Source organism: Citrobacter sp. EC_71 (assembly GCF_019584005.1).
Lineage (GTDB): Bacteria > Pseudomonadota > Gammaproteobacteria > Enterobacterales > Enterobacteriaceae > Citrobacter > Citrobacter werkmanii.
Genome location: NZ_VDAY01000012.1, coordinates 106,363 through 127,138, shown reverse-complemented (window position 1 = coordinate 127,138; position 20,776 = coordinate 106,363). Strand labels below are relative to the sequence as shown.

General features: G+C 54.0%; 18 protein-coding genes and 1 other annotated feature. Of the genes, 8 read left to right on the top strand and 10 right to left on the bottom strand.

Annotation, left to right across the window (positions count from 1 at the left end; translation table 11 throughout):
• Positions 1–176: 176 nt before the first annotated feature.
• From copA to ybaK, 3 genes are all read left to right on the top strand, one after another.
• A complete protein-coding gene (copA, locus tag FHD02_RS14740) occupies positions 177–2,678 on the top strand; it encodes a copper-exporting P-type ATPase CopA (protein ID WP_137370916.1) in 2,502 nt (833 codons plus the stop codon).
• Between the two features lie 100 nt (positions 2,679–2,778).
• The gene (locus tag FHD02_RS14735) at positions 2,779–3,573 is read left to right on the top strand and encodes a TraB/GumN family protein (RefSeq protein ID WP_137360429.1); all 795 of its coding nucleotides are present in this window, start codon (positions 2,779–2,781) and stop codon (positions 3,571–3,573) included.
• Positions 3,574–3,774: 201 nt separating this feature from the next.
• Positions 3,775–4,254 (top strand): Cys-tRNA(Pro)/Cys-tRNA(Cys) deacylase YbaK, encoded by a 480-nt coding sequence (ybaK, locus tag FHD02_RS14730; protein WP_042310028.1) that lies wholly within the window; start codon positions 3,775–3,777, stop codon positions 4,252–4,254.
• Positions 4,255–4,361: 107 nt separating this feature from the next.
• On the opposite strand, the gene ushA is transcribed toward ybaK, so the two are convergent.
• The gene (gene ushA, locus FHD02_RS14725; RefSeq protein ID WP_137360428.1) at positions 4,362–6,014 is read right to left on the bottom strand and encodes a bifunctional UDP-sugar hydrolase/5'-nucleotidase UshA; all 1,653 of its coding nucleotides are present in this window, start codon (positions 6,012–6,014) and stop codon (positions 4,362–4,364) included.
• A 174-nt stretch (positions 6,015–6,188) separates the two neighbouring features.
• Between ushA and fsr the strand changes: the two genes are divergently transcribed.
• Both fsr and ybaL read left to right on the top strand, forming a co-directional pair.
• Positions 6,189–7,409, top strand: a complete 1,221-nt coding sequence (gene fsr / locus FHD02_RS14720; protein WP_042310030.1) for a fosmidomycin MFS transporter — start codon at positions 6,189–6,191, stop codon at positions 7,407–7,409.
• Between the two features lie 225 nt (positions 7,410–7,634).
• Entirely contained in the window at positions 7,635–9,314 is a 1,680-nt protein-coding gene (gene ybaL, locus FHD02_RS14715) for a YbaL family putative K(+) efflux transporter (protein WP_042310032.1), read from the top strand.
• Positions 9,315–9,403: 89 nt separating this feature from the next.
• Here ybaL and gsk read toward each other — a convergent pair whose 3' ends face one another.
• Positions 9,404–10,708, bottom strand: coding sequence for an inosine/guanosine kinase (gsk, locus tag FHD02_RS14710; protein WP_220394023.1), 1,305 nt, complete (start codon positions 10,706–10,708; stop codon positions 9,404–9,406).
• A 151-nt stretch (positions 10,709–10,859) separates the two neighbouring features.
• Here gsk and aes point away from each other — a divergent pair, with 151 nt between their 5' ends.
• Positions 10,860–11,819, top strand: a complete 960-nt coding sequence (gene aes, locus FHD02_RS14705; protein ID WP_137370918.1) for an acetyl esterase — start codon at positions 10,860–10,862, stop codon at positions 11,817–11,819.
• Here aes and hemH read toward each other — a convergent pair.
• From hemH to FHD02_RS14665, 8 genes are all read right to left on the bottom strand, one after another.
• A complete protein-coding gene (gene hemH / locus FHD02_RS14700; RefSeq protein WP_079225183.1) occupies positions 11,816–12,778 on the bottom strand; it encodes a ferrochelatase in 963 nt (320 codons plus the stop codon). The genes aes and hemH overlap by 4 nt on opposite strands.
• 181 nt (positions 12,779–12,959) lie before the next feature.
• Positions 12,960–13,604, bottom strand: a complete 645-nt coding sequence (gene adk, locus FHD02_RS14695; RefSeq protein WP_003021773.1) for an adenylate kinase — start codon at positions 13,602–13,604, stop codon at positions 12,960–12,962.
• A 232-nt stretch (positions 13,605–13,836) separates the two neighbouring features.
• Positions 13,837–15,711: a molecular chaperone HtpG gene (gene htpG, locus FHD02_RS14690; RefSeq protein WP_137360425.1), complete on the bottom strand. Its 1,875-nt coding sequence runs from the start codon at positions 15,709–15,711 to the stop codon at positions 13,837–13,839.
• Between the two features lie 110 nt (positions 15,712–15,821).
• The gene (recR, locus tag FHD02_RS14685; protein ID WP_003021767.1) at positions 15,822–16,427 is read right to left on the bottom strand and encodes a recombination mediator RecR; all 606 of its coding nucleotides are present in this window, start codon (positions 16,425–16,427) and stop codon (positions 15,822–15,824) included.
• On the bottom strand, positions 16,427–16,756 hold the full coding sequence (locus FHD02_RS14680; protein ID WP_003021764.1) for a YbaB/EbfC family nucleoid-associated protein: 330 nt from the start codon (positions 16,754–16,756) through the stop codon (positions 16,427–16,429). The genes recR and FHD02_RS14680 overlap by 1 nt, the downstream gene beginning before the upstream one ends.
• A gap of 57 nt (positions 16,757–16,813) precedes the next feature.
• Positions 16,814–18,742, bottom strand: a complete 1,929-nt coding sequence (gene dnaX / locus FHD02_RS14675; protein WP_137360424.1) for a DNA polymerase III subunit gamma/tau — start codon at positions 18,740–18,742, stop codon at positions 16,814–16,816.
• Positions 17,417–17,481, bottom strand: a sequence feature (DnaX frameshifting element). (Overlaps the previous gene by 65 nt.)
• 117 nt (positions 18,743–18,859) lie before the next feature.
• A complete protein-coding gene (gene apt / locus FHD02_RS14670; protein ID WP_006685676.1) occupies positions 18,860–19,411 on the bottom strand; it encodes an adenine phosphoribosyltransferase in 552 nt (183 codons plus the stop codon).
• Positions 19,412–19,605: 194 nt separating this feature from the next.
• On the bottom strand, positions 19,606–19,983 hold the full coding sequence (locus FHD02_RS14665; RefSeq protein WP_038638360.1) for a DUF454 family protein: 378 nt from the start codon (positions 19,981–19,983) through the stop codon (positions 19,606–19,608).
• A 69-nt stretch (positions 19,984–20,052) separates the two neighbouring features.
• On the opposite strand from FHD02_RS14665, the gene priC reads away from it, so the two are divergent.
• On the top strand, positions 20,053–20,580 hold the full coding sequence (gene priC, locus FHD02_RS14660) for a primosomal replication protein N'' (protein ID WP_220394022.1): 528 nt from the start codon (positions 20,053–20,055) through the stop codon (positions 20,578–20,580).
• A 14-nt stretch (positions 20,581–20,594) separates the two neighbouring features.
• On the top strand, positions 20,595–20,756 hold the full coding sequence (rsmS, locus tag FHD02_RS14655; protein ID WP_064507026.1) for a pleiotropic regulatory protein RsmS: 162 nt from the start codon (positions 20,595–20,597) through the stop codon (positions 20,754–20,756).
• Positions 20,757–20,776: the final 20 nt, after the last annotated feature.

Genomic DNA, 20,776 nt, shown 5'->3' with positions numbered 1-20,776 from the left:
TCAGCTAACCAGAAGAAAACAGCGACAATTATTTGATAAAAATCAAGAAACATTCATCAGTACGGTGAATGGCTTGAGATCCCATATACAAATGCGGATTCCGGGCTTGACCTTCCCCCAGATGGAAGGTTTACCCTTTATCACAGTCAGTAAATCCTGCAATAAAGGAGTTGGTTATGTCTCAAACAATCGATCTAACCCTGGACGGCCTGTCCTGTGGTCACTGCGTAAAACGCGTTAAAGAGAGTCTGGAACAACGCCCGGACGTTGAACAAGCGGATGTCACCGTGACTGAAGCGCACATCACCGGGAGCGCCAGTGCTGAAGCACTGATTGAAACCATCAAACAAGCCGGTTACGGCGCGGAGTTAAGCCACCCAAAGGCTAAACCGCTGACGGAGTCATCAATCCCGTCGGAAGCACTGGCAGCGGTCCCTTCCGAGCTTCCGGCAGCTACGGCTGATGATGACAGCCAACAGTTGCTGTTAAACGGCATGAGCTGCGCCAGCTGTGTAACCCGCGTACAAAATGCCCTGCAAAGCGTACCGGGCGTCACTCAGGCACGGGTAAACCTGGCGGAACGCACTGCGCTGGTAATGGGCAGTGCGTCCGCCGCAGATTTAGTGCAGGCGGTAGAAAAAGCGGGCTACGGTGCTGAAGCCATAGAAGATGATGCGAAGCGCCGCGAGCGCCAGCAGGAAACCGCCGTCGCGACCATGAAACGTTTTCGCTGGCAGGCAGCCGTCGCGCTGCTGCTGGGTATACCGGTCATGGTGTGGGGAATGATTGGCGATAACATGATGGTGAGTGACGACAACCGTAGCCTGTGGCTGGCGATTGGTCTGGCAACGCTTGCCGTGATGGTTTTCGCGGGCGGTCACTTTTACCGCAATGCGTGGAAAAGCCTGATGAATGGCACCGCGACCATGGATACGCTGGTGGCGCTGGGTACGGGGGTGGCATGGCTCTATTCCATGAGCGTCAACCTCTGGCCGCAATGGTTCCCAATGGAAGCACGACACCTTTATTATGAAGCCAGCGCGATGATTATCGGTTTGATTAACCTCGGACATATGCTGGAAGCGCGGGCTCGCCAACGCTCGTCCAAAGCGCTGGAAAAACTGCTCGATCTGACGCCACCAACCGCACGTGTCGTCACCGATGAAGGTGAAAAAAATGTGCCGCTGGCAGATGTTCAGGCAGGAATGTTGCTGCGCCTGACCACCGGCGACCGCGTTCCGGTCGATGGCGAAATCACTCAGGGCGAAGCCTGGCTGGATGAAGCCATGCTAACCGGGGAGCCGATTCCGCAACAAAAAGGCGAAGGCGATAGTGTCCACGCCGGTACGGTCGTACAGGACGGCAGCGTGCTGTTCCGCGCCAGCGCCGTAGGCAGCCATACCACGCTGTCGCGCATTATTCGTATGGTGCGCCAGGCGCAAAGCAGTAAACCGGAGATTGGCAAACTGGCTGACCGCATCTCCTCGGTATTCGTTCCGGTAGTGGTCGTTATTGCGCTGGTTAGCGCAGCTATCTGGTATTTCTTCGGACCGGCGCCACAAATTGTCTATACGCTGGTGATTGCCACCACTGTTCTGATTATTGCTTGCCCTTGTGCACTGGGCCTGGCGACGCCGATGTCGATTATTTCCGGTGTTGGTCGCGCCGCTGAGTTTGGGGTACTGGTACGCGATGCCGATGCGCTGCAGCGCGCCAGTACGCTCGATACCATTGTGTTTGATAAAACCGGGACGCTGACTGAAGGTAAGCCACAGGTTGTCGCCATCAAAACGTTTGGCAATACCGATGAAGCGCTGGCGATTCGTCTGGCTGCGGCCCTTGAACAGGGTTCCAGCCACCCGCTGGCCAGGGCGATTCTGGACAAAGCCGGTGATGTCACGCTGCCGCAGGTCAACGGGTTCCGTACGCTGCGCGGTTTGGGCGTCAGTGGTGAAACGGAAGGCCATACGCTGTTGCTGGGAAACCAGGCGCTGCTCAATGAACAGCAGGTAGATACCACTCAAATGGAAGCTGAGATTACCGCTCAAGCCTCTCAAGGGACAACTCCAGTCCTGCTGGCGATTGACGGTAAAGCCGCGGCCCTGTTAGCAGTGCGCGATCCATTGCGTAGTGACAGCGTGGCGGCCCTGCAGCGTCTGCATCGCGCCGGGTATCGTCTGGTGATGCTCACCGGTGATAACCCAACGACCGCCAACGCCATTGCTAAAGAGGCTGGTATTGATGAGGTGATTGCGGGCGTTCTGCCGGACGGTAAAGCCGAGGCGATTAAGCGTCTGCAAAGCCAGGGACGTCAGGTTGCCATGGTTGGTGACGGTATCAACGATGCGCCTGCGCTGGCGCAGGCCGATGTAGGGATTGCCATGGGTGGCGGCAGCGATGTGGCGATTGAAACCGCCGCGATTACGCTGATGCGTCATAGCCTGATGGGCGTTGCGGATGCGCTGTCTATCTCACGGGCAACGCTGCGCAATATGAAGCAGAACCTGCTCGGCGCATTTATCTATAACAGCATCGGTATTCCTGTTGCTGCCGGGATCCTGTGGCCGTTCACCGGAACGCTGCTCAACCCGGTGGTTGCCGGCGCGGCGATGGCGCTCTCCTCCATTACCGTGGTAAGCAACGCTAACCGTCTGCTGCGCTTCAAACCGAAAGAGTAAACCTTTGCCGGATGGCGCCATCAACCGCGCTATCCGGCAATTCACGCATTGCACCTTCCCGGGCCACACGCTAGCATGGAAGTCCACTTAGGGAGGTCGTATGGATTTGTTGTACCGGGTAAAAACATTATGGTCTGCACTGCGCGGCAACCACTATACCTGGCCCGCCATTGATATCTCTTTACCCGGCAACCGCCATTTTCATCTGATTGGCAGTATTCACATGGGTAGCCGCGATATGGCGCCTCTGCCTGCCAAATTACTCAAAAAGCTCAACCGTGCCGATGCGCTGATTGTCGAAGCCGATGTTTCCGGCGATGATGCGCCATTTGCTAATCTTCCGACATTTGCTGCCCTGGAAGAACGCATCAGTGAAGAGCAATTAGATAATCTGCGTAAAGTCACCGATGAATTGGGCATTTCCCCTTCTCTGTTATCGACACAACCTTTGTGGCAAATAGCCATGGTATTACAGGCGACACAGGCACAACAGCTGGGATTGCGGGCGGAATACGGGATTGATTACCAACTGCTGAAAGCGGCAAAACAAGCACACAAACCGGTGATCGAGCTGGAAGGTTCATCCAGTCAAATCGAGCTGCTATGTCAGTTACCCGATAATGGTCAGGCTCTTCTGGACGATACCCTGACGCACTGGCATACCAACGCCAGGTTGCTACAACAAATGATGGGCTGGTGGCTTAAAACGCCGCCGCGCGATAGCGAATTGACGCTTCCTAATACTTTCAGCCAGTCGTTATATGACGTATTGATGCATCAGCGCAATGTAGCCTGGCGCGATCGACTCAGGGCGATGCCAGCTGGCCATTATGTGGTGGCCGTAGGCGCACTGCATCTGTACGGAGAAGGTAATTTGCCGGAGATGTTACGGTAAAAAAATGGCCAATATTTCTATTGGCCCGTCAAAGAGGAATTTCATCATTATTATAATCCCGATGCTTAAAGCATCGGTGTAGGTCGATTGTCGCTCAAAGTCATCATCCTGCCAATACTATTGCGCAAGATGGTACTATTTTTTAGACCGCCATCAGGCGTATGCTTGTGTCGTATTTTGTCTGGGCCAGGAAAAATTGCTATGACACCCGCCGTTAAATTACTCGAAAAAAACAAGATTTCTTTCCAGATCCACACCTACGATCACGATCCGTCCGAAACAAACTTTGGTGATGAAGTGGTGCGCAAGTTAGGTCTGAATGCGGACCAGGTTTATAAAACGCTGCTGGTTGCCGTGAATGGCGATATGAAGCAGTTGGCCGTTGCCGTCACGCCGGTGGCGGGTCAATTGGATCTTAAAAAAGTCGCCAAAGCGTTAGGGGCCAAAAAGGTTGATATGGCCGATCCGCTGGTTGCGCAGCGAACGACGGGGTATCTGGTGGGCGGTATCAGCCCGCTGGGACAGAAAAAAAGATTGCCGACGCTAATTGACGCCCCCGCCCAGACGTTTGACACCATTTATGTATCCGGTGGCAAACGCGGGCTGGATATCGAACTGGCAGCCGGCGATCTGGCGAAAATTCTGGATGCGAAGTTCGCCGACATCGCCCGCCGGGATTAAGCGGTTTTAGAATGTAGGCCTGATGGCGCGCAGCTTTAAGGCCTACAAACCGCACTGATCTGTAGGCCGGATAAGGTGCCAGCACCGCCATCCGGCACTCCGCCCTGTTACTGCCAGCTCACCTCGCCCTTCGGCTCATACGCACTGGCATCCAACGGTGAGTTTTTCTGCACGTACTCTTTCAGCACTTCCGCATCGATAAACCCGGTATTCACATAACCTGGCTTGTTATCAATTCGCGGATAGCCATCGCCGCCGGTGGCGTTGAAGCTCAGCGTTGCCATGCGATAGGTTTTAGACGGGTCAACCGGTTCGCCTTTGATTTTCAGATCGTTAAGTTTACCGTCTTTCGCCACAAAGCTGACGTTGGCAAACTGCGGATAGGCCCCGGAGTCCGGCTTCATTTGCGCCACGGCGGTCAGGTAGTCAATCACCTCTTTCCCGCTCATGTCGGCATACACCACAATATTGCCGAACGGCTGCACCTTCAGCACGCTCTTATAGGTAATATCACCGCCTTCAATGGAATCACGAATACCGCCACCGCTCATCACGCCAAAGTCAGCGCTGGTCCGCGCCATTTGCGCAGCCAACAGCAGGTGTCCCATATTGGTCTGTACGAAACGAACTTTGCTGCGGTCACCTTCGAGGCGCGCATTGACGCTACCAATCTTCACGTCCAGTTGCGCTTTACCTTTATTCTGGAATGGCGTCAGCAGCGAGAGCATTTGCTGATTCTCAGCAATTTCCGGGGTGTAGAGTACGCGCTCACTTTTCCCGTTGTCCCAGGTCACTTTTTTCTTCAGGTTGACGGGGATAAGCTGGTAGTTAACCATTTTCATTTCGCCGTTACGGAACTCAAAGTCCGCCCGGCCCACGTATTTCCCCCACTCATGCGCTTGCACAATCCAGATGCCATTTTGCTTATCTGGCGCGCACGGCGTACCCGGTACGTAATCAACCTGCTTCTTGTTTTCCGAGGCCATACACACCGGATCCTGTGAGTGACCACCCACAATCATTGCCAGCGAACCCGCCGGCAGGCTACGCGCCATTTCTACGTCGCCAGGCGCGTTCGAACCGTGATTGCCATTGTCATAATGCCCCATATGGGTGGTCGCAATAATGATGTCTGGCTTTTCACCCATATTGAGTTCCTGGATGACCAGTTTGGCTTCATCGGCAGGTTTACGGAATTCGATATCGGTGAAGAACTCCGGGTTACCAATTTTCGCCGTATCGTCAGTGGTTAAACCAAGTACGGCAATTTTTAAATCCTGACGCTTAAAGATGGCCCACGGCTTAAACAAACGATCGCCAGTGCTTTTCTGGTAGATATTGGCTGAGAGAAACGGGAATTTGGACCATTTTTCCTGCTGGCGCAGCACGGTTAGCGGGTTATCAAATTCGTGATTGCCAACCGCCATCGCGTCATAGCCAATCAGGTTCATGCCGCGAAAATCAGGTTCCGCATCCTGAAGATCGGATTCTGGGACGCCGGTGTTAATATCGCCGCCGGAAAGCAGCAGTACGCTTCCCCCTTCTTCCGCCACCTCTTTACGAATACCGTCCACCAGCGTTTTTTGCGCCGCCAGCCCGTATTCCCCATATTCGCTGCGCCAGAAATGACCGTGATGATCGTTGGTATGCAGAATGGTAATTTTGTAGGTTTTATCTTTTTCGTACGCCTGCGCAGGCTGAGCTGCCAGCGCAAAAGCGGTGAATAACGCCAGCGCCACGCCCCGTTTTAAAAACTTCATATTTCTCTCCCTGAGCCAAAATCAACGACTGAAATTACAATGATATGAAATAATAGTCGAAAATGTTTTCAGAAATGAGACTTCCTTCAAACACCTTCCGCAGGTATGTTAGTCAGGTAATAATAACAAAATAGACTACCCTCATAATCGCAACCCAAACAGAAGTGACTTTCTATGGCAATAAGTGAACCAACCCCGCCAGTGGCTGGCGCGTCAGCGTCGGTTGCTAAAGCGCGCACCTCATTTGGCATTTTAGGGGCGATCAGTCTCTCTCATCTGCTAAACGATATGATCCAGTCGCTGATCCTGGCGATTTATCCGCTCTTGCAGTCAGAGTTCTCTCTGACGTTTATGCAGATCGGGATGATTACGCTAACCTTCCAGCTCGCCTCCTCGCTGCTTCAGCCAGTCGTCGGCTACTGGACGGACAAATATCCGATGCCGTGGTCGCTGCCCATTGGTATGTGCTTCACGCTAAGCGGGCTAGTGCTGCTGGCCATGGCAGGCAGTTTCCATATGGTATTACTCGCGGCGGCGCTGGTCGGTACGGGCTCATCGGTGTTTCACCCGGAGTCATCCCGCGTGGCGCGTATGGCTTCCGGCGGTCGTCATGGCCTCGCCCAGTCAATTTTCCAGGTTGGCGGCAACTTCGGCAGCTCTCTCGGGCCCTTGCTGGCGGCTGTCATCATCGCGCCATATGGTAAAGGTAATGTGGCCTGGTTTGTGTTGGCCGCGTTATTAGCGATTGTGGTTCTGGCACAAATCAGTCGTTGGTATGCTGCGCAGCATCGGATGAGCAAAGGAAAACCGAAAGTCACGATCGTTAATCCATTACCGCGTAATAAAGTGGTACTGGCGGTTAGCATTCTGCTGGTGCTGATTTTCTCCAAATACTTCTATATGGCGAGTATCAGCAGCTATTACACCTTTTATCTGATGCAAAAATTCGGATTATCGGTACAAAACGCCCAGTTTCACCTGTTTGCCTTCCTGTTTGCCGTTGCGGCCGGGACCGTAATTGGTGGACCGTTAGGTGATAAGATTGGCAGAAAATATGTTATTTGGGGCTCTATCCTCGGTGTAGCGCCATTTACCCTCGTTTTACCCTATGCAACACTGGAATGGACCGGGATTTTAACCGTGATAATTGGTTTTATCCTCGCATCTGCCTTTTCTGCCATTCTGGTCTACGCGCAGGAGCTGCTTCCGGGTCGTATCGGCATGGTTTCTGGGCTATTTTTCGGGTTTGCCTTTGGCATGGGCGGCTTGGGAGCCGCGGTATTAGGGCTGATTGCTGACCATACCAGTATTGATTTGGTCTATAAAATATGTGCTTTCCTGCCACTTCTGGGGATACTCACTATATTCTTACCTGATAACCGACATAAAGCCTGATTTTCTGACGGCCAAAAGTAAACTTTGGCCGTCTTCAGTTACAGAGACCATCAGCCTTTACTCCCCGCATACCCCTGTAGTTTTCCGATCCGTGCTTTTTTACGCCTAAAATCCCGTTTTCATCAAAATTCAATAATTATTCATAAACATAAACATTAAAATTGTCATAAACTATTACTCGGAATTTAGGTTTTCAGGATCATCACAGCAACCAAAGGAGACGGAATGCATCACGCCACCCCGCTTATCACCACCATTGTCGGCGGCCTTGTGCTCGCTTTTATATTAGGCATGATTGCCAATAAACTACGTATTTCTCCTCTGGTGGGATATCTGTTAGCGGGCGTTCTGGCCGGTCCATTTACACCTGGTTTTGTTGCTGATACCAAACTCGCGCCCGAACTGGCGGAGCTTGGCGTAATCCTGCTGATGTTCGGCGTGGGGCTGCACTTTTCCTTGAAGGATTTGATGGCGGTAAAGTCCATCGCCATTCCCGGCGCGATTGCCCAGATAGCTGTGGCGACGCTACTGGGTATGGCGCTTTCAGCGGTGATGGGCTGGTCGCTAATGGTGGGTATCGTCTTTGGACTGTGTCTTTCAACCGCCAGTACCGTTGTGCTACTGCGTGCGCTTGAAGAACGGCAGCTTATTGACAGCCAGCGCGGGCAAATCGCGATAGGCTGGCTGATTGTTGAAGATCTGATGATGGTGCTGACGCTGGTTCTCCTGCCCGCCGTCGCCGGCATGCTGGAAAAAGAAGATGTCGGCTTTGCCTCGCTGGCCGTCGATATGGGCATTACCATCGGTAAAGTGGTGGCGTTTATCGCCATTATGATGCTGGTTGGCCGTCGCCTGGTGCCGTGGATCATGGCGCGTAGCGCCGCCACCGGTTCACGAGAGCTGTTTACTCTGTCAGTCCTTGCCCTGGCATTAGGTATCGCGTTTGGCGCAGTGGAATTATTCGATGTCTCCTTTGCTCTGGGCGCGTTCTTCGCTGGCATGGTGCTGAATGAATCCGAACTGAGCCACCGTGCGGCGCATGACACCCTGCCGCTGCGCGATGCGTTCGCCGTATTGTTCTTTGTATCTGTTGGTATGCTGTTTGATCCGTTAATTTTGATCCAGCAGCCGCTGGCGGTACTGGGTACGCTGGCGATAATCGTCTTTGGTAAATCTGTTGCCGCCTATTTCCTCGTGCGCCTGTTTGGTCACTCCCAACGTACAGCGCTCACCATTGCCACCAGCCTGGCGCAGATTGGTGAGTTTGCCTTCATCCTGGCGGGTCTGGGAATGGCGCTAAACCTGCTACCGCAGGCCGGGCAAAATCTGGTGCTGGCGGGGGCTATTCTGTCGATTATGCTCAATCCGGTACTGTTCGCGGTGTTAGAAAAATATCTCGCGAAAACCGAAACGCTGGAAGAACAGACGCTGGAAGAAGCCATCGAAGAAGAGAAACAAATTCCGGTGGATATCTGCAATCACGCTCTGCTGGTAGGCTTTGGCCGCGTCGGTAGTCTGCTGGGTGAAAAATTGATGGCTGCCGGGATTCCGCTGGTGGTTATCGAAACCTCACGTACGCGGGTGGATGAACTGCGTGAGCGCGGGATCCGCGCGGTGCTGGGAAATGCCGCCAACGAAGAGATTATGAATCTGGCGCATCTGGATTGCGCACGCTGGCTGCTACTGACGATTCCAAATGGCTATGAAGCCGGTGAAATCGTCGCTTCCGCTCGCGAAAAGTGCCCGTCGATTGAGATTATCGCCCGCGCGCATTATGACGATGAAGTGGAATATATTACCGACCGCGGTGCCAATCAGGTCGTCATGGGCGAGCGTGAAATCGCCCGCACTATGCTGGAGCTGATTGAAACGCCACCTGCCGGTGACGTTGCTACTGCCAGTTAATATTACGTGCCGGATGGCGCTACGCCATCCGACCTACGTATTCCCACACCAGAGTAGGCCCGATAAGCGCAGCACCATCGGGCAAGAACTCAGCGGTCCCAGTACGACTCTTCGAGACTATCTTCACGTTCTGGCAAACCGCGCGTCAGGCGTGGTGAATGTTGATTCAGCACCTGATAACTCACGCGATTAGCATATTTACACACCTGGGCTAACGATGAATAGGTCAGCCAGGTGAACTTGTGCTTGCTGGAGTTAGGCACGTTGCTGCGGTGGTAGCTGTTGGCGGTAATATCATGCAGCAATGCCGCCAGCGCACCGTCGCCAGCGCCGTTGGTGTTCATGATCTTTTCAGGCCCGCCCATATACGGTGCGATGTGCGAATACACGCGTAGCGGATTAGTACAGTCTTTATGGCGCATGGCGCGGCTGAATTCGTACTGGTTGAATTCGGCAATAGCCCCCGGCAGCAGCGGATGTTGAGTTTTACGTTTGGCTTCTTCTTCCGTAAAGCCCGCCATATACAGACCCGCCGGACCCGCAGTGCACAGCACCAGATCCACCCAATCCAGCGCTTTGTCGGAGGCCAGCAGCGGATCGCTCTCGCCGGTCAGCGCTTCGGCCTCTTCTTCATTCATCGCCAGAATAGAGACATGCTCTTTCAGGAATGCCTGCCACCACTGCGGGTTATCGGCAATAACGAATTTGGTACCCAGCGTCAGAACCACCGGCACATTGTGTTTTTTGGCATATTCGATCGCCTTCATGGTCGCTTCCGGCATCGGCTCGCCCGGTTCGCAACGCACCAGATAGGAGGTCAGCACCAGCGCGGAGGCCCCGGCAATAACTGCCTCGGGGATGCTCTCCGCCCGCAGCTTATTCATATGTCCGGGGCTGATAGCGAACGTGCGCTCACCGGATTCGCCAATCAGCGTAAAGCAGCGGCCAATCGGTCCATTAACACCCTGCAGGTAGTTCAGATCGGTACGGCTGGAGGTATTACATAAATAACGGTACGCGTAGCTACCAATCTCGATATTGCTGCACATCACGCCCAGCAGCACCGAACGGTCATCCGCCAGCACGGAGTAATTGTGCATCGTGTTACCGATAGTTCCACCGGCAAACTGATGGGTGATCAAATTGTCACGTACCAGCTCCTGGTAGAGCGCTTCGGCGACATCGTCTGCAATCACCAGAGAGTGCCCGGCGCTTAATCCATAACGTTTTACAAAGTCATCATCAACTTTGGCTTCAATATCTACCAGCGTCTGGTCGATACCCACCACCCAGGCTGCGCTGGTTTCATTTTCAGGCTGAATCTGTTGCAGCAATGGATCGCGCGCGCTGACAGGAAAATAGTGTTTGGATTTACGTTTACCGGGAAATTTCATGGTCGATTTTACGGGTGATTAGCTGAGCGGTGCATGGTAGCACATTCCCTGCTTTGCATGCGATGCGGCGCTGAGTTTCAATATCGGACGGTGGGATCGCAGTTTATACGGGGGTAATTTCTACAATAAATCACCTTCACAAGGAGCGTTTATGAAGCCGGAAAATAAGATCCCCGTACTCGACAGAATTTCAGACGAAATGAAAACCGTGGTGAATTTTCATCGCGACGATCTGCCGCCCTGGCCCGCCGCCGATGACATCGTGGCCCAACGCCAACACTATATCCACGAACGACAATTGTGGAATGCCGATGCCCCGCAGATGAACACCCGGGAATGCGTCATTTCTACCGCGCGCGGCCCCGTTGCCACGCGAATTTATTCTCCGCAACCCCATAGTCAGGCCACGCTGTATTATCTGCACGGCGGCGGTTTCATTCTTGGTAATCTGGATACTCACGATCGCATTATGCGCTTACTGGCGCTTTACACGCAGTGCACGGTAATTGGCATCGACTATTCGCTCTCGCCGGAGGCTCGTTTCCCGCAAGCCATCGAGGAGATTGTCGCCGTCTGTCAGTATTATCACCAGCACGCGGGCGACTATTCTCTGAATGTGGATCATATTGGTTTTGCCGGTGATTCCGCTGGCGCGATGCTGGCGCTTGCCAGCGCGTTGTGGCTGCGGGACAAACAGATTGCCTGCGGCAAGGTCGCAGGCGTACTGCTGTGGTATGGACTTTACGGCCTGCAGGATTCGCCCAGCCGACGGCTGATGGGCGGAGCATGGGATGGTTTATCGCGGGAGGATCTGCAGATGTACGAAAACGCGTACCTGCGTAGCGCCGACGATCGCGAGTCGCCGTATTATTGCTTATTCAATAACGACCTGACGCGCGACGTGCCGCCATGTTTTATCGCCGGCGCGGAGTTCGATCCGTTGATTGACGACAGCCGCTTATTATTTCAGACGTTACAGACGCATCAGCAGCCCTGCCAGTACAAAATGTACCCCGGCACGCTGCACGCCTTCCTGCACTACTCGCGGATGATGAAAACCGCCGACGATGCGTTGCGGGAGGGCGCGCGTTACTTCAAAGCACAACTTTAACGATAGGCAGCGGTCAGTTTGACCATCATTTCAATATGTTCCGGTGTGGCATTCAGCGCCGGAATATACTCATATTGCTGGCCGCCAGCCTCGAGGAAAATCTCCCGGTTTTGCACCGCGATCTCTTCCAGCGTTTCAAGGCAATCTGCCGCAAAGCCCGGACACATAACCTGGATATGTCGGGTCCCTTTCTCCGCCAGCATTTTTAACGTTTCGTCGGTATACGGCGTCAGCCACGGTTCGCGACCAAAACGCGACTGGAAGGTCATCATCACTTTTTCCGGCGGCAGGCCAAGCGCAGAGACCAGCTCACGTGTCGTATCGCGACAGCGCTGAGGGTAGTCATCGCCTTCGTCGGCGTAACGTTGTGGAATCCCATGGTAGGAGAGCAGCAGTAAATCGGGTTCGCCGTGTTTGGCGAAGGAGTCACGGGCACTTTTTGCCAGCGCGTCAATATAGGCACTGTCATCGGCGTAATCACGAATAAAAGAGACGCCGGGAATACTGCGTTTACGCGCCAGGATACGCGCGAGTTCATCCCACACCGCCGCCACCGTCGAACAGGAATATTGCGGGTACAGCGGTAACACGACAATGTGTTCAACGCCACTTGCCAACAGTTCGTCGACTGCGCACTCAAGCGAAGGCGAGCCGTAGCTCATGCCCAACGCAACAGGCGTATTGGGCAGGCGTTGTGCCAGCGCCTGCTGTTGTGCCTTGCTGTAGACCATCAGCGGCGAACCGTCTTCCATCCAGATTGACTGGTACAGCTTTGCCACGCGTGGCGCACGCAGCGGCAGGATCACCCCACGCAGCAACGGCCACCACAGCAGGCGGGAAGTATCGACTACACGTTGATCGCTTAAAAACTGGCGCAGGTAGCGTTTAACAGCTTCAGGAGTGGGGGCATCGGGAGTGCCGAGGTTTGCCAGCAGGATACCGGTTTTCGTCTGACGCATTACCGCCTCTTATCGATTCAAATTGTTGATAATTGTAGCGGAAAAGTGATGAAGAAGAACTAATTGCTGCGAGAGGTAAGACATGAATTTGCCTGATGGCGCTGCGCTTATCTGGCCTACAAAAAAATCATAGGCCGGATAAGGTGTTTACACCGCCATCCGGCATTGACTGCGCTAAAACTTAACCGAGGATTTTTTCCAGCGCTGCGCGCACGTCAGCCACGGCCTGAGTGCCGTCTACTTTCGCGTATTTGGTGTTACCCGCCTGCGCTTCTTTAGAGTAGTAGCCGATCAGCGGCGCGGTCATCTGATGGTATTCCACCAGGCGCTTACGCACCGTCTCTTCCTGATCGTCTTTACGGGTAGTCAGTTCTTCGCCAGTCACGTCGTCTTTACCTTCAACCTTAGGCGGGTTGAATTTGATGTGGTAAACGCGGCCAGAAGCAGCGTGTACGCGACGGCCCACGATACGGTCAACGATCAGCTCGTCAGGTACGTCAAACTCCAGAACGTAGTCCACGTTGATACCTGCTTCTTTCATGGCGTCAGCCTGCGGAATAGTACGCGGGAAGCCATCCAGCAGGAAACCATTACGGCAGTCTTCCTGAGCAATACGCTCTTTTACCAGCGCGATCACCAGCTCATCAGTCACCAGCTTACCGGCGTCCATGATGTCTTTCGCTTGTTTGCCCAGCTCGGAGCCAGATTTCACGGCGGCACGCAGCATATCACCGGTGGAGATTTGCGGAATACCATACTTCTCCATGATGAACTGAGCCTGAGTTCCTTTACCCGCGCCCGGAGCGCCAAGCAGAATGATACGCATTACGAAAATCCCCTTAAAGGTTGTCGATATTTTTTAAAAAGCGCTAAACGATACCACCATCACGCAATTGGCTCAAGGAAGACGCCCGACGCTGAAACGGTTAATGGAGGGAAAATTGAAAATAAGGAGTGAAATTGCCGGATGGCGGTGTAAACACCTCATCCGGCCTACAATATCTTTTTAATCGTAGGCCGGATAAGCGTTAGCGCCATCCGGCATTAGATGATGACGATCAGGACACCAGCAGCTGGTTCATACGACGGATGAACTGGTTAGGATCTTCCAGCGTGCCGCGTTCGGCGAAGAGAGCCTGATCCAGCAGCAGTTCAACCCACTCTTTAAACTGCGTTTCGTCCTGGGTATCCGCCGTGCGTTTTACCAGCACGTGGTCCGGGTTAAGTTCAAAGATATATTTCACGTCCGGTACGGCCTGACCCGCAGCAGCGAACAGTTTCGCCATCTGGGTGCTCATTTCGTCCGCATCGGTGGTGACGATGGTCGGCGTGTCAGTCAGACGGTGGGTCAGACGCACTTCTTTGACGCGATCGCCCAGCAGGGTTTTCACGCGTTCAACGAACGGTGTCAGCGCTTTTTCCGCTTCTTTCGCGCTCTCGTCCACTTCATCCGCCAGTTTATCGATGGACTCGTCGGCTTTCGCAACGGACTGGAACGGCTTGCCGTCGAACTCGGTCAGGTAGTTCATCATCCACTCATCAATGCGATCAGAAAGCAGCAGGACTTCAATGCCTTTCTTACGCAGCAGTTCCAGGTGCGGGCTGCTCTTCGCCGCCGCGTAGCTGTCTGCAGTGATGTAGTAGATTTTCTCCTGCCCTTCTTTCATGCGGGAGATATAGTCTTCCAGCGACACGGTCTGTGCGGAGGAGTCTGTGTGCGTAGACGCGAAGCGCATCAGCTTAGCGATAGTTTCCTGATTGGCGTGGTCTTCCGCCGGACCTTCTTTCAGCACCAGGCCGAACTGTTTCCAGAAGGTCTGGTATTTTTCGGCGTCATCTTTCGCCAGTTTTTCCAGCATCTGCAACACGCGTTTGGTCAGCGCGCTGCGCAGGTTACGGGTGACGGTGCTGTCCTGCAGGATCTCGCGGGAAACGTTCAGCGGTAAATCGTTGGAATCTATCAGACCGCGCACAAAGCGCAGATAGTTCGGCATAAACTGCTCGGCGTCGTCCATGATGAACACTCGCTGAACGTACAGTTTCAGACCATGCTTGTGATCGCGGTTCCACATATCCCACGGCGCCTGCGACGGAATGTACAGCAGGCTGGTGTACTCCTGCTTACCTTCCACACGGTTGTGGCTCCAGGTCAGCGGGTCAGTAAAGTCGTGGGCGATATGCTTGTAAAATTCGTTGTACTCGTCGTCTTTGATTTCCGACTTGTTACGCGTCCACAGCGCCTGCGCCTTGTTGATCTTTTCCCAGGAAACCACGGTCTCGCCGTCTTTCTCTTCGGATTTTTCGATCTCTACCGGCAGCGCGATATGGTCGGAATATTTGCTGATGATGGAACGTACACGCCAGTCATCCAGGAACTCGTCTTCACCTTCGCGCAGATGCAAAGTGATTTCGGTGCCGCGATCGTCTTTGGTGATATCGGCAACGGTGTACTCGCCTTCGCCCGCAGATTCCCAGAACACGCCGTTCTCAGGCTTGTCGCCCGCCGCGCGGGTACGTACGGTCACTTTATCAGCCACGATAAACGCCGAGTAGAAGCCAACCCCGAACTGACCGATCAACTGGCTGTCTTTCGCCTGATCGGAGCCCATGGATTCGAGGAAAGATTTGGTACCGGATTTCGCAATGGTCCCCAGATGATCGATGACGTCATCACGGTTCATCCCCACGCCGTTATCAGCAATGGTCAACGTACGCTTATCTTTATCGAAGGAAACACGCACGCGCAGTTCACCGTCACCCTCGTACAGATCCGGGTTAGACAGTGCACGGAAACGCAGCTTGTCTGCTGCATCTGAGGCGTTAGAGATAAGCTCACGCAGGAAGATTTCTTTATTGGAATACAGAGAATGGATCATCAGGTGCAGAAGCTGTTTTACTTCTGACTGAAAACCACGAGTTTCTTGTCCTTTCATGTAGATCTACCTCAACAATGCCATTTTCAATGGTAAAAACACGTTGAGGGTGAAATGGGGACAAGCGGGAAAGATTTCAAGCGGAAGCCGCCGTCGCGGCCTCCGTTTGTTCAGAATTTAATCTTGTGACGCCCGGCCAGAGAGTGCGACAGCGTGGTGCCGTCGACCATTTCCAGCTCGCCGCCGACCGGTACGCCATGGGCGATACGGCTGGCTTCAACGCCATACTGCATGCAAAGCTCAGCAATATAGTTGGCGGTCGCCTCTCCTTCGACCGTGGGATTGGTCGCGAGGATCAGTTCGTTGATTTGCTCAGACGCCAGTCGCTGTTCGAGACGATCCAGCCCGATATCATCAGGGCCAATACCGTCCAGCGGTGACAGGTGCCCCATCAGCACGAAGTAACGTCCAGAAAATTGGCCGGTTTGCTCAATGGCATAGATGTCCGCCGGACTCTCCACCACGCAAATCTGACCATTTTCCTGACGACGCGGGTTCGAACAGATGTTACAGACGTCCTGCTCTGTGAAGGTGCGGCAATCGGCACAGTGGCCGATTTCCGACATCGCCTTCGTTAACGCCTGCGCCAGACGCATCCCGCCGCTGCGATCGCGCTGAAGTAGCGTGAACGCCATGCGCTGCGCAGACTTCGGGCCAACGCCCGGCAGACAGCGCAGTGCTTCCATAAGCTGAGTTAACAGCGGGCTGGTTTGCATCAGAACGGCATCTTAAAGCCAGGCGGCAGCTGCATTCCGGAAGAAACAGAAGCCATCTTCTCTTTCTGCGTCTCTTCAATGCGACGCGCCGCGTCGTTGAATGCCGCAGCAACCAGGTCTTCCAGCATCTCTTTGTCGTCTTCCAGCAGGCTTGGATCGATCTCCACGCGACGGCAGTTGTGCGCGCCGTTGATAGTCACTTTTACCAGACCCGCACCAGATTCGCCGGTCACTTCCAGCTTGGCGACTTCTTCCTGCATCTGCTGCATTTTTTCCTGCATCTGCTGGGCCTGTTTCATCAGGTTACCCAGACCGCCTTTACCAAACATAGGCTTCTCTCTCAATCACGTTAAGGGATGACGACCGTCCAACCATCAGGCTGACGATCAAATGGGGCGAATACTCTCTTCGTCCAGGTCTGCATCGAAAAAACGACGCAACGTCTGAATGTTATTATCCGCAATAATCGACTCACGCGCCTGCGCGAGTTTCTCTTCATAAATGGCCTGACGCCACTCCAGCGGCGTGCGCACCGCTGGATTATCATCTTCAACGATGGTCAATTCAACCGTTGACCCCGTTAAGGTACTCAATGCTTCGGCCAGTTTTTGCTGCGCGCCGCTGGAATTAAGGTGCCGTTGTGTGGAACGCAGGTGCAGGCAAACCACGTTGCCATACTCTTCTTTCCAGGCATTCAGCGCCACCTGCTCCACCAGTTTAGGCAGCGAAAGCTGGCTCACCTGAGCAGCCCAGGGATCACGCTCAATGGCTTCTGCCGCCAGTTTTGCCGCCAGTTCCGGCGTTTTTTCATGCTCAAGCGCTTTTTTCAGCGCTTTCGGCGTGGCAACGACTTCTTTGACTTCGGCTACGGGATTGGTCGTTTTCCAGCGATACGCTTCCTTCTTCGCTGGCGCTTTTTCCAGCGCAGAAACTGCAGGGCGCGCCTGAACGCGTTCCGACACCGAAGCCAGTCTTTCCAGCGCAGCATTATTCACCGGCCGCGCGCGGGAAGCGGCTGCCGGTTCACTCTTTTTTGGTTTGGATGCTCCCTGAGCGCGTTGCAGCTGGCTGCGCGCCGCCAGCACCTGGCTGGTGGCATCAGAGAGCGGCACATTCTGTTGCTGCTGCGCTGGCGCAGGCTGCTGTGATATCTGCGTCGGGGTCATCACCGCAGTGGGCGCGACGGGGGCAAACGACTGGCGTGGGACTTCAGGCTCCGGCAGCGGCATGCGCGGATGAAAAGCCAGCGCACGCAGTAGCGTCATTTCGACACCCATTCGTCTGTCCGGCGCATACGGCAGTTCTTTGCGCCCAATTAACAGGGTTTGATAGTAAAGCTGTATATCGGTTGGCGGCACGATTCGCGCCAGTTCGCGCATACGCTGTTCAATGGCGGCCATATCGCTGCCGAGCGCAGCGGGCGAAAGTTGTACCATAGCAATGCGATGCAGCAAAGCCGACATCTCAACCAGCAGCGCTTCCCATTCAATACCCCGTGCGGCGGCATCGTTCACCAACGTCATAACGCGTTCGCCGTCAGCCGCGACAACCGCTTCAACAAGCGAGAGTGCCTGGTCATCGTCCAATGTGCCGAGCATGGTGCTCACTGCGTCGGTCGACACCTGACCATCGCCGCTGGCAATCGCCTGATCGGTCAGACTCAGCGCATCGCGCAGGCTGCCGTCCGCGGCGCGGGCCAGCAGTTGCAAGGCGCGTGGCTCATGGGCGATATGCTCTTCTTTGAGGATATGCTCAAGCTGATGGCGAATCTGTTCAACATCCAACGCTTTAAGATGGAATTGCAGACAGCGCGACAGGATAGTCACCGGCAGCTTCTGCGGATCGGTGGTCGCCAGCAGGAATTTAACGTGCGCAGGTGGCTCTTCGAGCGTTTTCAGTAAGGCGTTAAAGCTGTGGCGCGACAGCATGTGCACTTCGTCGATCAAATAGACCTTGAAGCGACCGCGTGCGGGCGCGTACTGAACGTTATCCAGCAGATCGCGGGTGTCTTCGACTTTGGTGCGTGAGGCGGCATCGATTTCAATCAGATCGACAAAACGCCCCTGCTCGATTTCACGGCAGTTATCGCACACGCCGCACGGCGTGGCGGTGATGCCGGTTTCACAGTTTAGTCCCTTCGCCAGCAAACGGGCGATAGAGGTTTTCCCGACGCCACGGGTGCCGGAAAACAGATAAGCATGATGAATACGCCCTAACGACAAGCCGTTCGCCAGTGCCGTCAGCACATGTTCCTGGCCGACGACGTCAGCAAAGGTTTGGGGGCGCCATTTTCGGGCTAAGACCTGATAACTCATTGGCAGGCTCTGAAAGGCTGGAGGGTGGATTCACAGGAGAATAATGCTAACACAACCTCGCAGCGACGGCGAGGTTGTGTGTCTCGGTATTACTTCAGCCGAGATGAGATAGCCGACTTAGTGGCCCGGGAACGGAACCAGGCTATAACAGGTCAGCCCCTGTTTTTCCAGGCGCTGTTCGCCGCCCAGGTCAAACAGGTTAATGATAAAAGCAGCATCGGTCACTTCGCCACCCAGACGGCGGATCAGTTTCACGGTGGCTTCAATCGTGCCGCCGGTTGCCAGCAGGTCGTCCACAACCAGTACCTTATCGCCCGGTTTGATGGCATCAACGTGGATTTCCAGCTGATCGGTGCCGTATTCCAGCTCATAGCTCTCGGCGATCACTTCACGCGGAAGCTTACGGGGTTTACGTACCGGAACAAAGCCGACGCCCAGACCCAATGCTACCGGCGCGCCAAACAGGAAGCCACGCGCTTCGGTGCCAACCACTTTAGTGATACCCGCATTTTTGTAGCGTTCAACCAGCAATTCAATGCTGAGGGCGTAGGCTTTCGGGTCTTCCAGTAAGCTGGTGACATCGCGAAAAAGAATGCCCGGTTTCGGGTAGTCGTGGATGCTTTTGATGCTATTTTTGAGAAACTCAAGCTGCTGTGCAGTCGCGGTCATAAGTTTGTGCCTGATTAATTCGGTATTACTTCACGGCGCACTATACACTTCATCCTCGACGTGTCTTGAATGATTTTGTGTCTATATTAAGGGCCAGGGTTACATTTGCTTAACCTTTGACCACCTGCGCCTGTGCTCGAAAACGGTCGAATTTACTGGCTGTGAGCGACAATTGCAACAGCGATTATTGCGCTTTATTGCTTTTGTTGTTTTTCATCAATCACCGGGATCCGCCACATAAAAATCAGTAAACAGGCGAGAATAACCAGCAGCAGGCCGCGTACCCACATCATATTGACCAGCCACAGTGAAATACCAAACGTAATCAATATCAGCAAAATAGCGCGCGGCTTTGCTCCCGGCGGCATCGCACGGTGTTTTTGCCAATGGCGCAGATACCCGCCGAACCACGAACGATACAGCAGCCAGTCGTGAAAACGCGGCGATGAGCGGGCAAAACACCAGGCAGCCAGCAGGATAAACGGCGTCGTGGGCAATAGCGGCAATACAACGCCCAGCGTTCCTAATACTACCGCTAGCCAGCCAATGATGATTAGAATAATGCGTTGCATAATATGAGTACTTAACACAGAGAATCGCTACTTTAGCATAACAGTTCTCATTTTCATCGGAGTGTTGTCGTGAAAACCGTCATGCTGCTACAGACGCTCGAAAACCAGCTTAACCGCCTGCGCCAGCGTTGTGCCCCGTTGGCGCATCATACAACGCTGAGCGCCCGCTTTGACAGGCATCTGTTTCACACTCGCAGCACGTTGCTGCAGGCGTGTCTGGATGAAGCAGAAGATAATCTCACGGCCCTACGCCGCGCGGTGGATCAGCAACAACTCCCCCAAATTAGCTGGCTTGCGGAACACCTTGCTTCACAGTTAGAGGCGATTTCACGCGAAACAGCCAGTTGGTCGCTCAGAGAGTGGGACTGCGCCTCTCCCGGTCTGGCGCGTTGGCAGCGCAAGCGGGTTCAACACCAGGAATTTGAACGCCGGCTGGTTGAAATGACGCGTGAACGCAAAGAGCGCCTGGCTCAGGCTACTGGCTTTGAAGAACAGCAAAAGCTGCATCGTGAAGTAGAAGCATTCGAAGCGCGACTCGCGCGCTGTCGTCATGCACTGGCAAGAATAGAAAATGTGCTGGCGCGTTTAACCCGCTAATCCCCGGAGAATTTATGTCATTAGAGAACGCCCCGGACGAGGTCAAACTGGCCGTCGACCTGATTGTTTTACTTGAGGAAAATCAGGTTGCGCCTGAGACCGTGCTGAAGGCGCTAGAGATTATTAAACGGGATTACGAAAGGAAGCAGCTCTCTTCTTCTAAAAAAGCGCTATAGCTGAAATGCCTGATAGCGTT

What these genes read in the sequence shown, in the direction of transcription:
- copA (WP_137370916.1), top strand. Translation starts at nt 177, where the DNA reads ATGTCTCAAACAATCGATCTAACCCTGGACGGCCTGTCCTGTGGTCAC.
- FHD02_RS14735 (WP_137360429.1), top strand. Translation starts at nt 2,779, where the DNA reads ATGGATTTGTTGTACCGGGTAAAAACATTATGGTCTGCACTGCGCGGC.
- ybaK (WP_042310028.1), top strand. Translation starts at nt 3,775, where the DNA reads ATGACACCCGCCGTTAAATTACTCGAAAAAAACAAGATTTCTTTCCAG.
- ushA (WP_137360428.1), bottom strand. Translation starts at nt 6,014, where the DNA reads ATGAAGTTTTTAAAACGGGGCGTGGCGCTGGCGTTATTCACCGCTTTT.
- fsr (WP_042310030.1), top strand. Translation starts at nt 6,189, where the DNA reads ATGGCAATAAGTGAACCAACCCCGCCAGTGGCTGGCGCGTCAGCGTCG.
- ybaL (WP_042310032.1), top strand. Translation starts at nt 7,635, where the DNA reads ATGCATCACGCCACCCCGCTTATCACCACCATTGTCGGCGGCCTTGTG.
- gsk (WP_220394023.1), bottom strand. Translation starts at nt 10,708, where the DNA reads ATGAAATTTCCCGGTAAACGTAAATCCAAACACTATTTTCCTGTCAGC.
- aes (WP_137370918.1), top strand. Translation starts at nt 10,860, where the DNA reads ATGAAGCCGGAAAATAAGATCCCCGTACTCGACAGAATTTCAGACGAA.
- hemH (WP_079225183.1), bottom strand. Translation starts at nt 12,778, where the DNA reads ATGCGTCAGACGAAAACCGGTATCCTGCTGGCAAACCTCGGCACTCCC.
- adk (WP_003021773.1), bottom strand. Translation starts at nt 13,604, where the DNA reads ATGCGTATCATTCTGCTTGGCGCTCCGGGCGCGGGTAAAGGAACTCAG.
- htpG (WP_137360425.1), bottom strand. Translation starts at nt 15,711, where the DNA reads ATGAAAGGACAAGAAACTCGTGGTTTTCAGTCAGAAGTAAAACAGCTT.
- recR (WP_003021767.1), bottom strand. Translation starts at nt 16,427, where the DNA reads ATGCAAACCAGCCCGCTGTTAACTCAGCTTATGGAAGCACTGCGCTGT.
- FHD02_RS14680 (WP_003021764.1), bottom strand. Translation starts at nt 16,756, where the DNA reads ATGTTTGGTAAAGGCGGTCTGGGTAACCTGATGAAACAGGCCCAGCAG.
- dnaX (WP_137360424.1), bottom strand. Translation starts at nt 18,742, where the DNA reads ATGAGTTATCAGGTCTTAGCCCGAAAATGGCGCCCCCAAACCTTTGCT.
- apt (WP_006685676.1), bottom strand. Translation starts at nt 19,411, where the DNA reads ATGACCGCGACTGCACAGCAGCTTGAGTTTCTCAAAAATAGCATCAAA.
- FHD02_RS14665 (WP_038638360.1), bottom strand. Translation starts at nt 19,983, where the DNA reads ATGCAACGCATTATTCTAATCATCATTGGCTGGCTAGCGGTAGTATTA.
- rsmS (WP_064507026.1), top strand. Translation starts at nt 20,595, where the DNA reads ATGTCATTAGAGAACGCCCCGGACGAGGTCAAACTGGCCGTCGACCTG.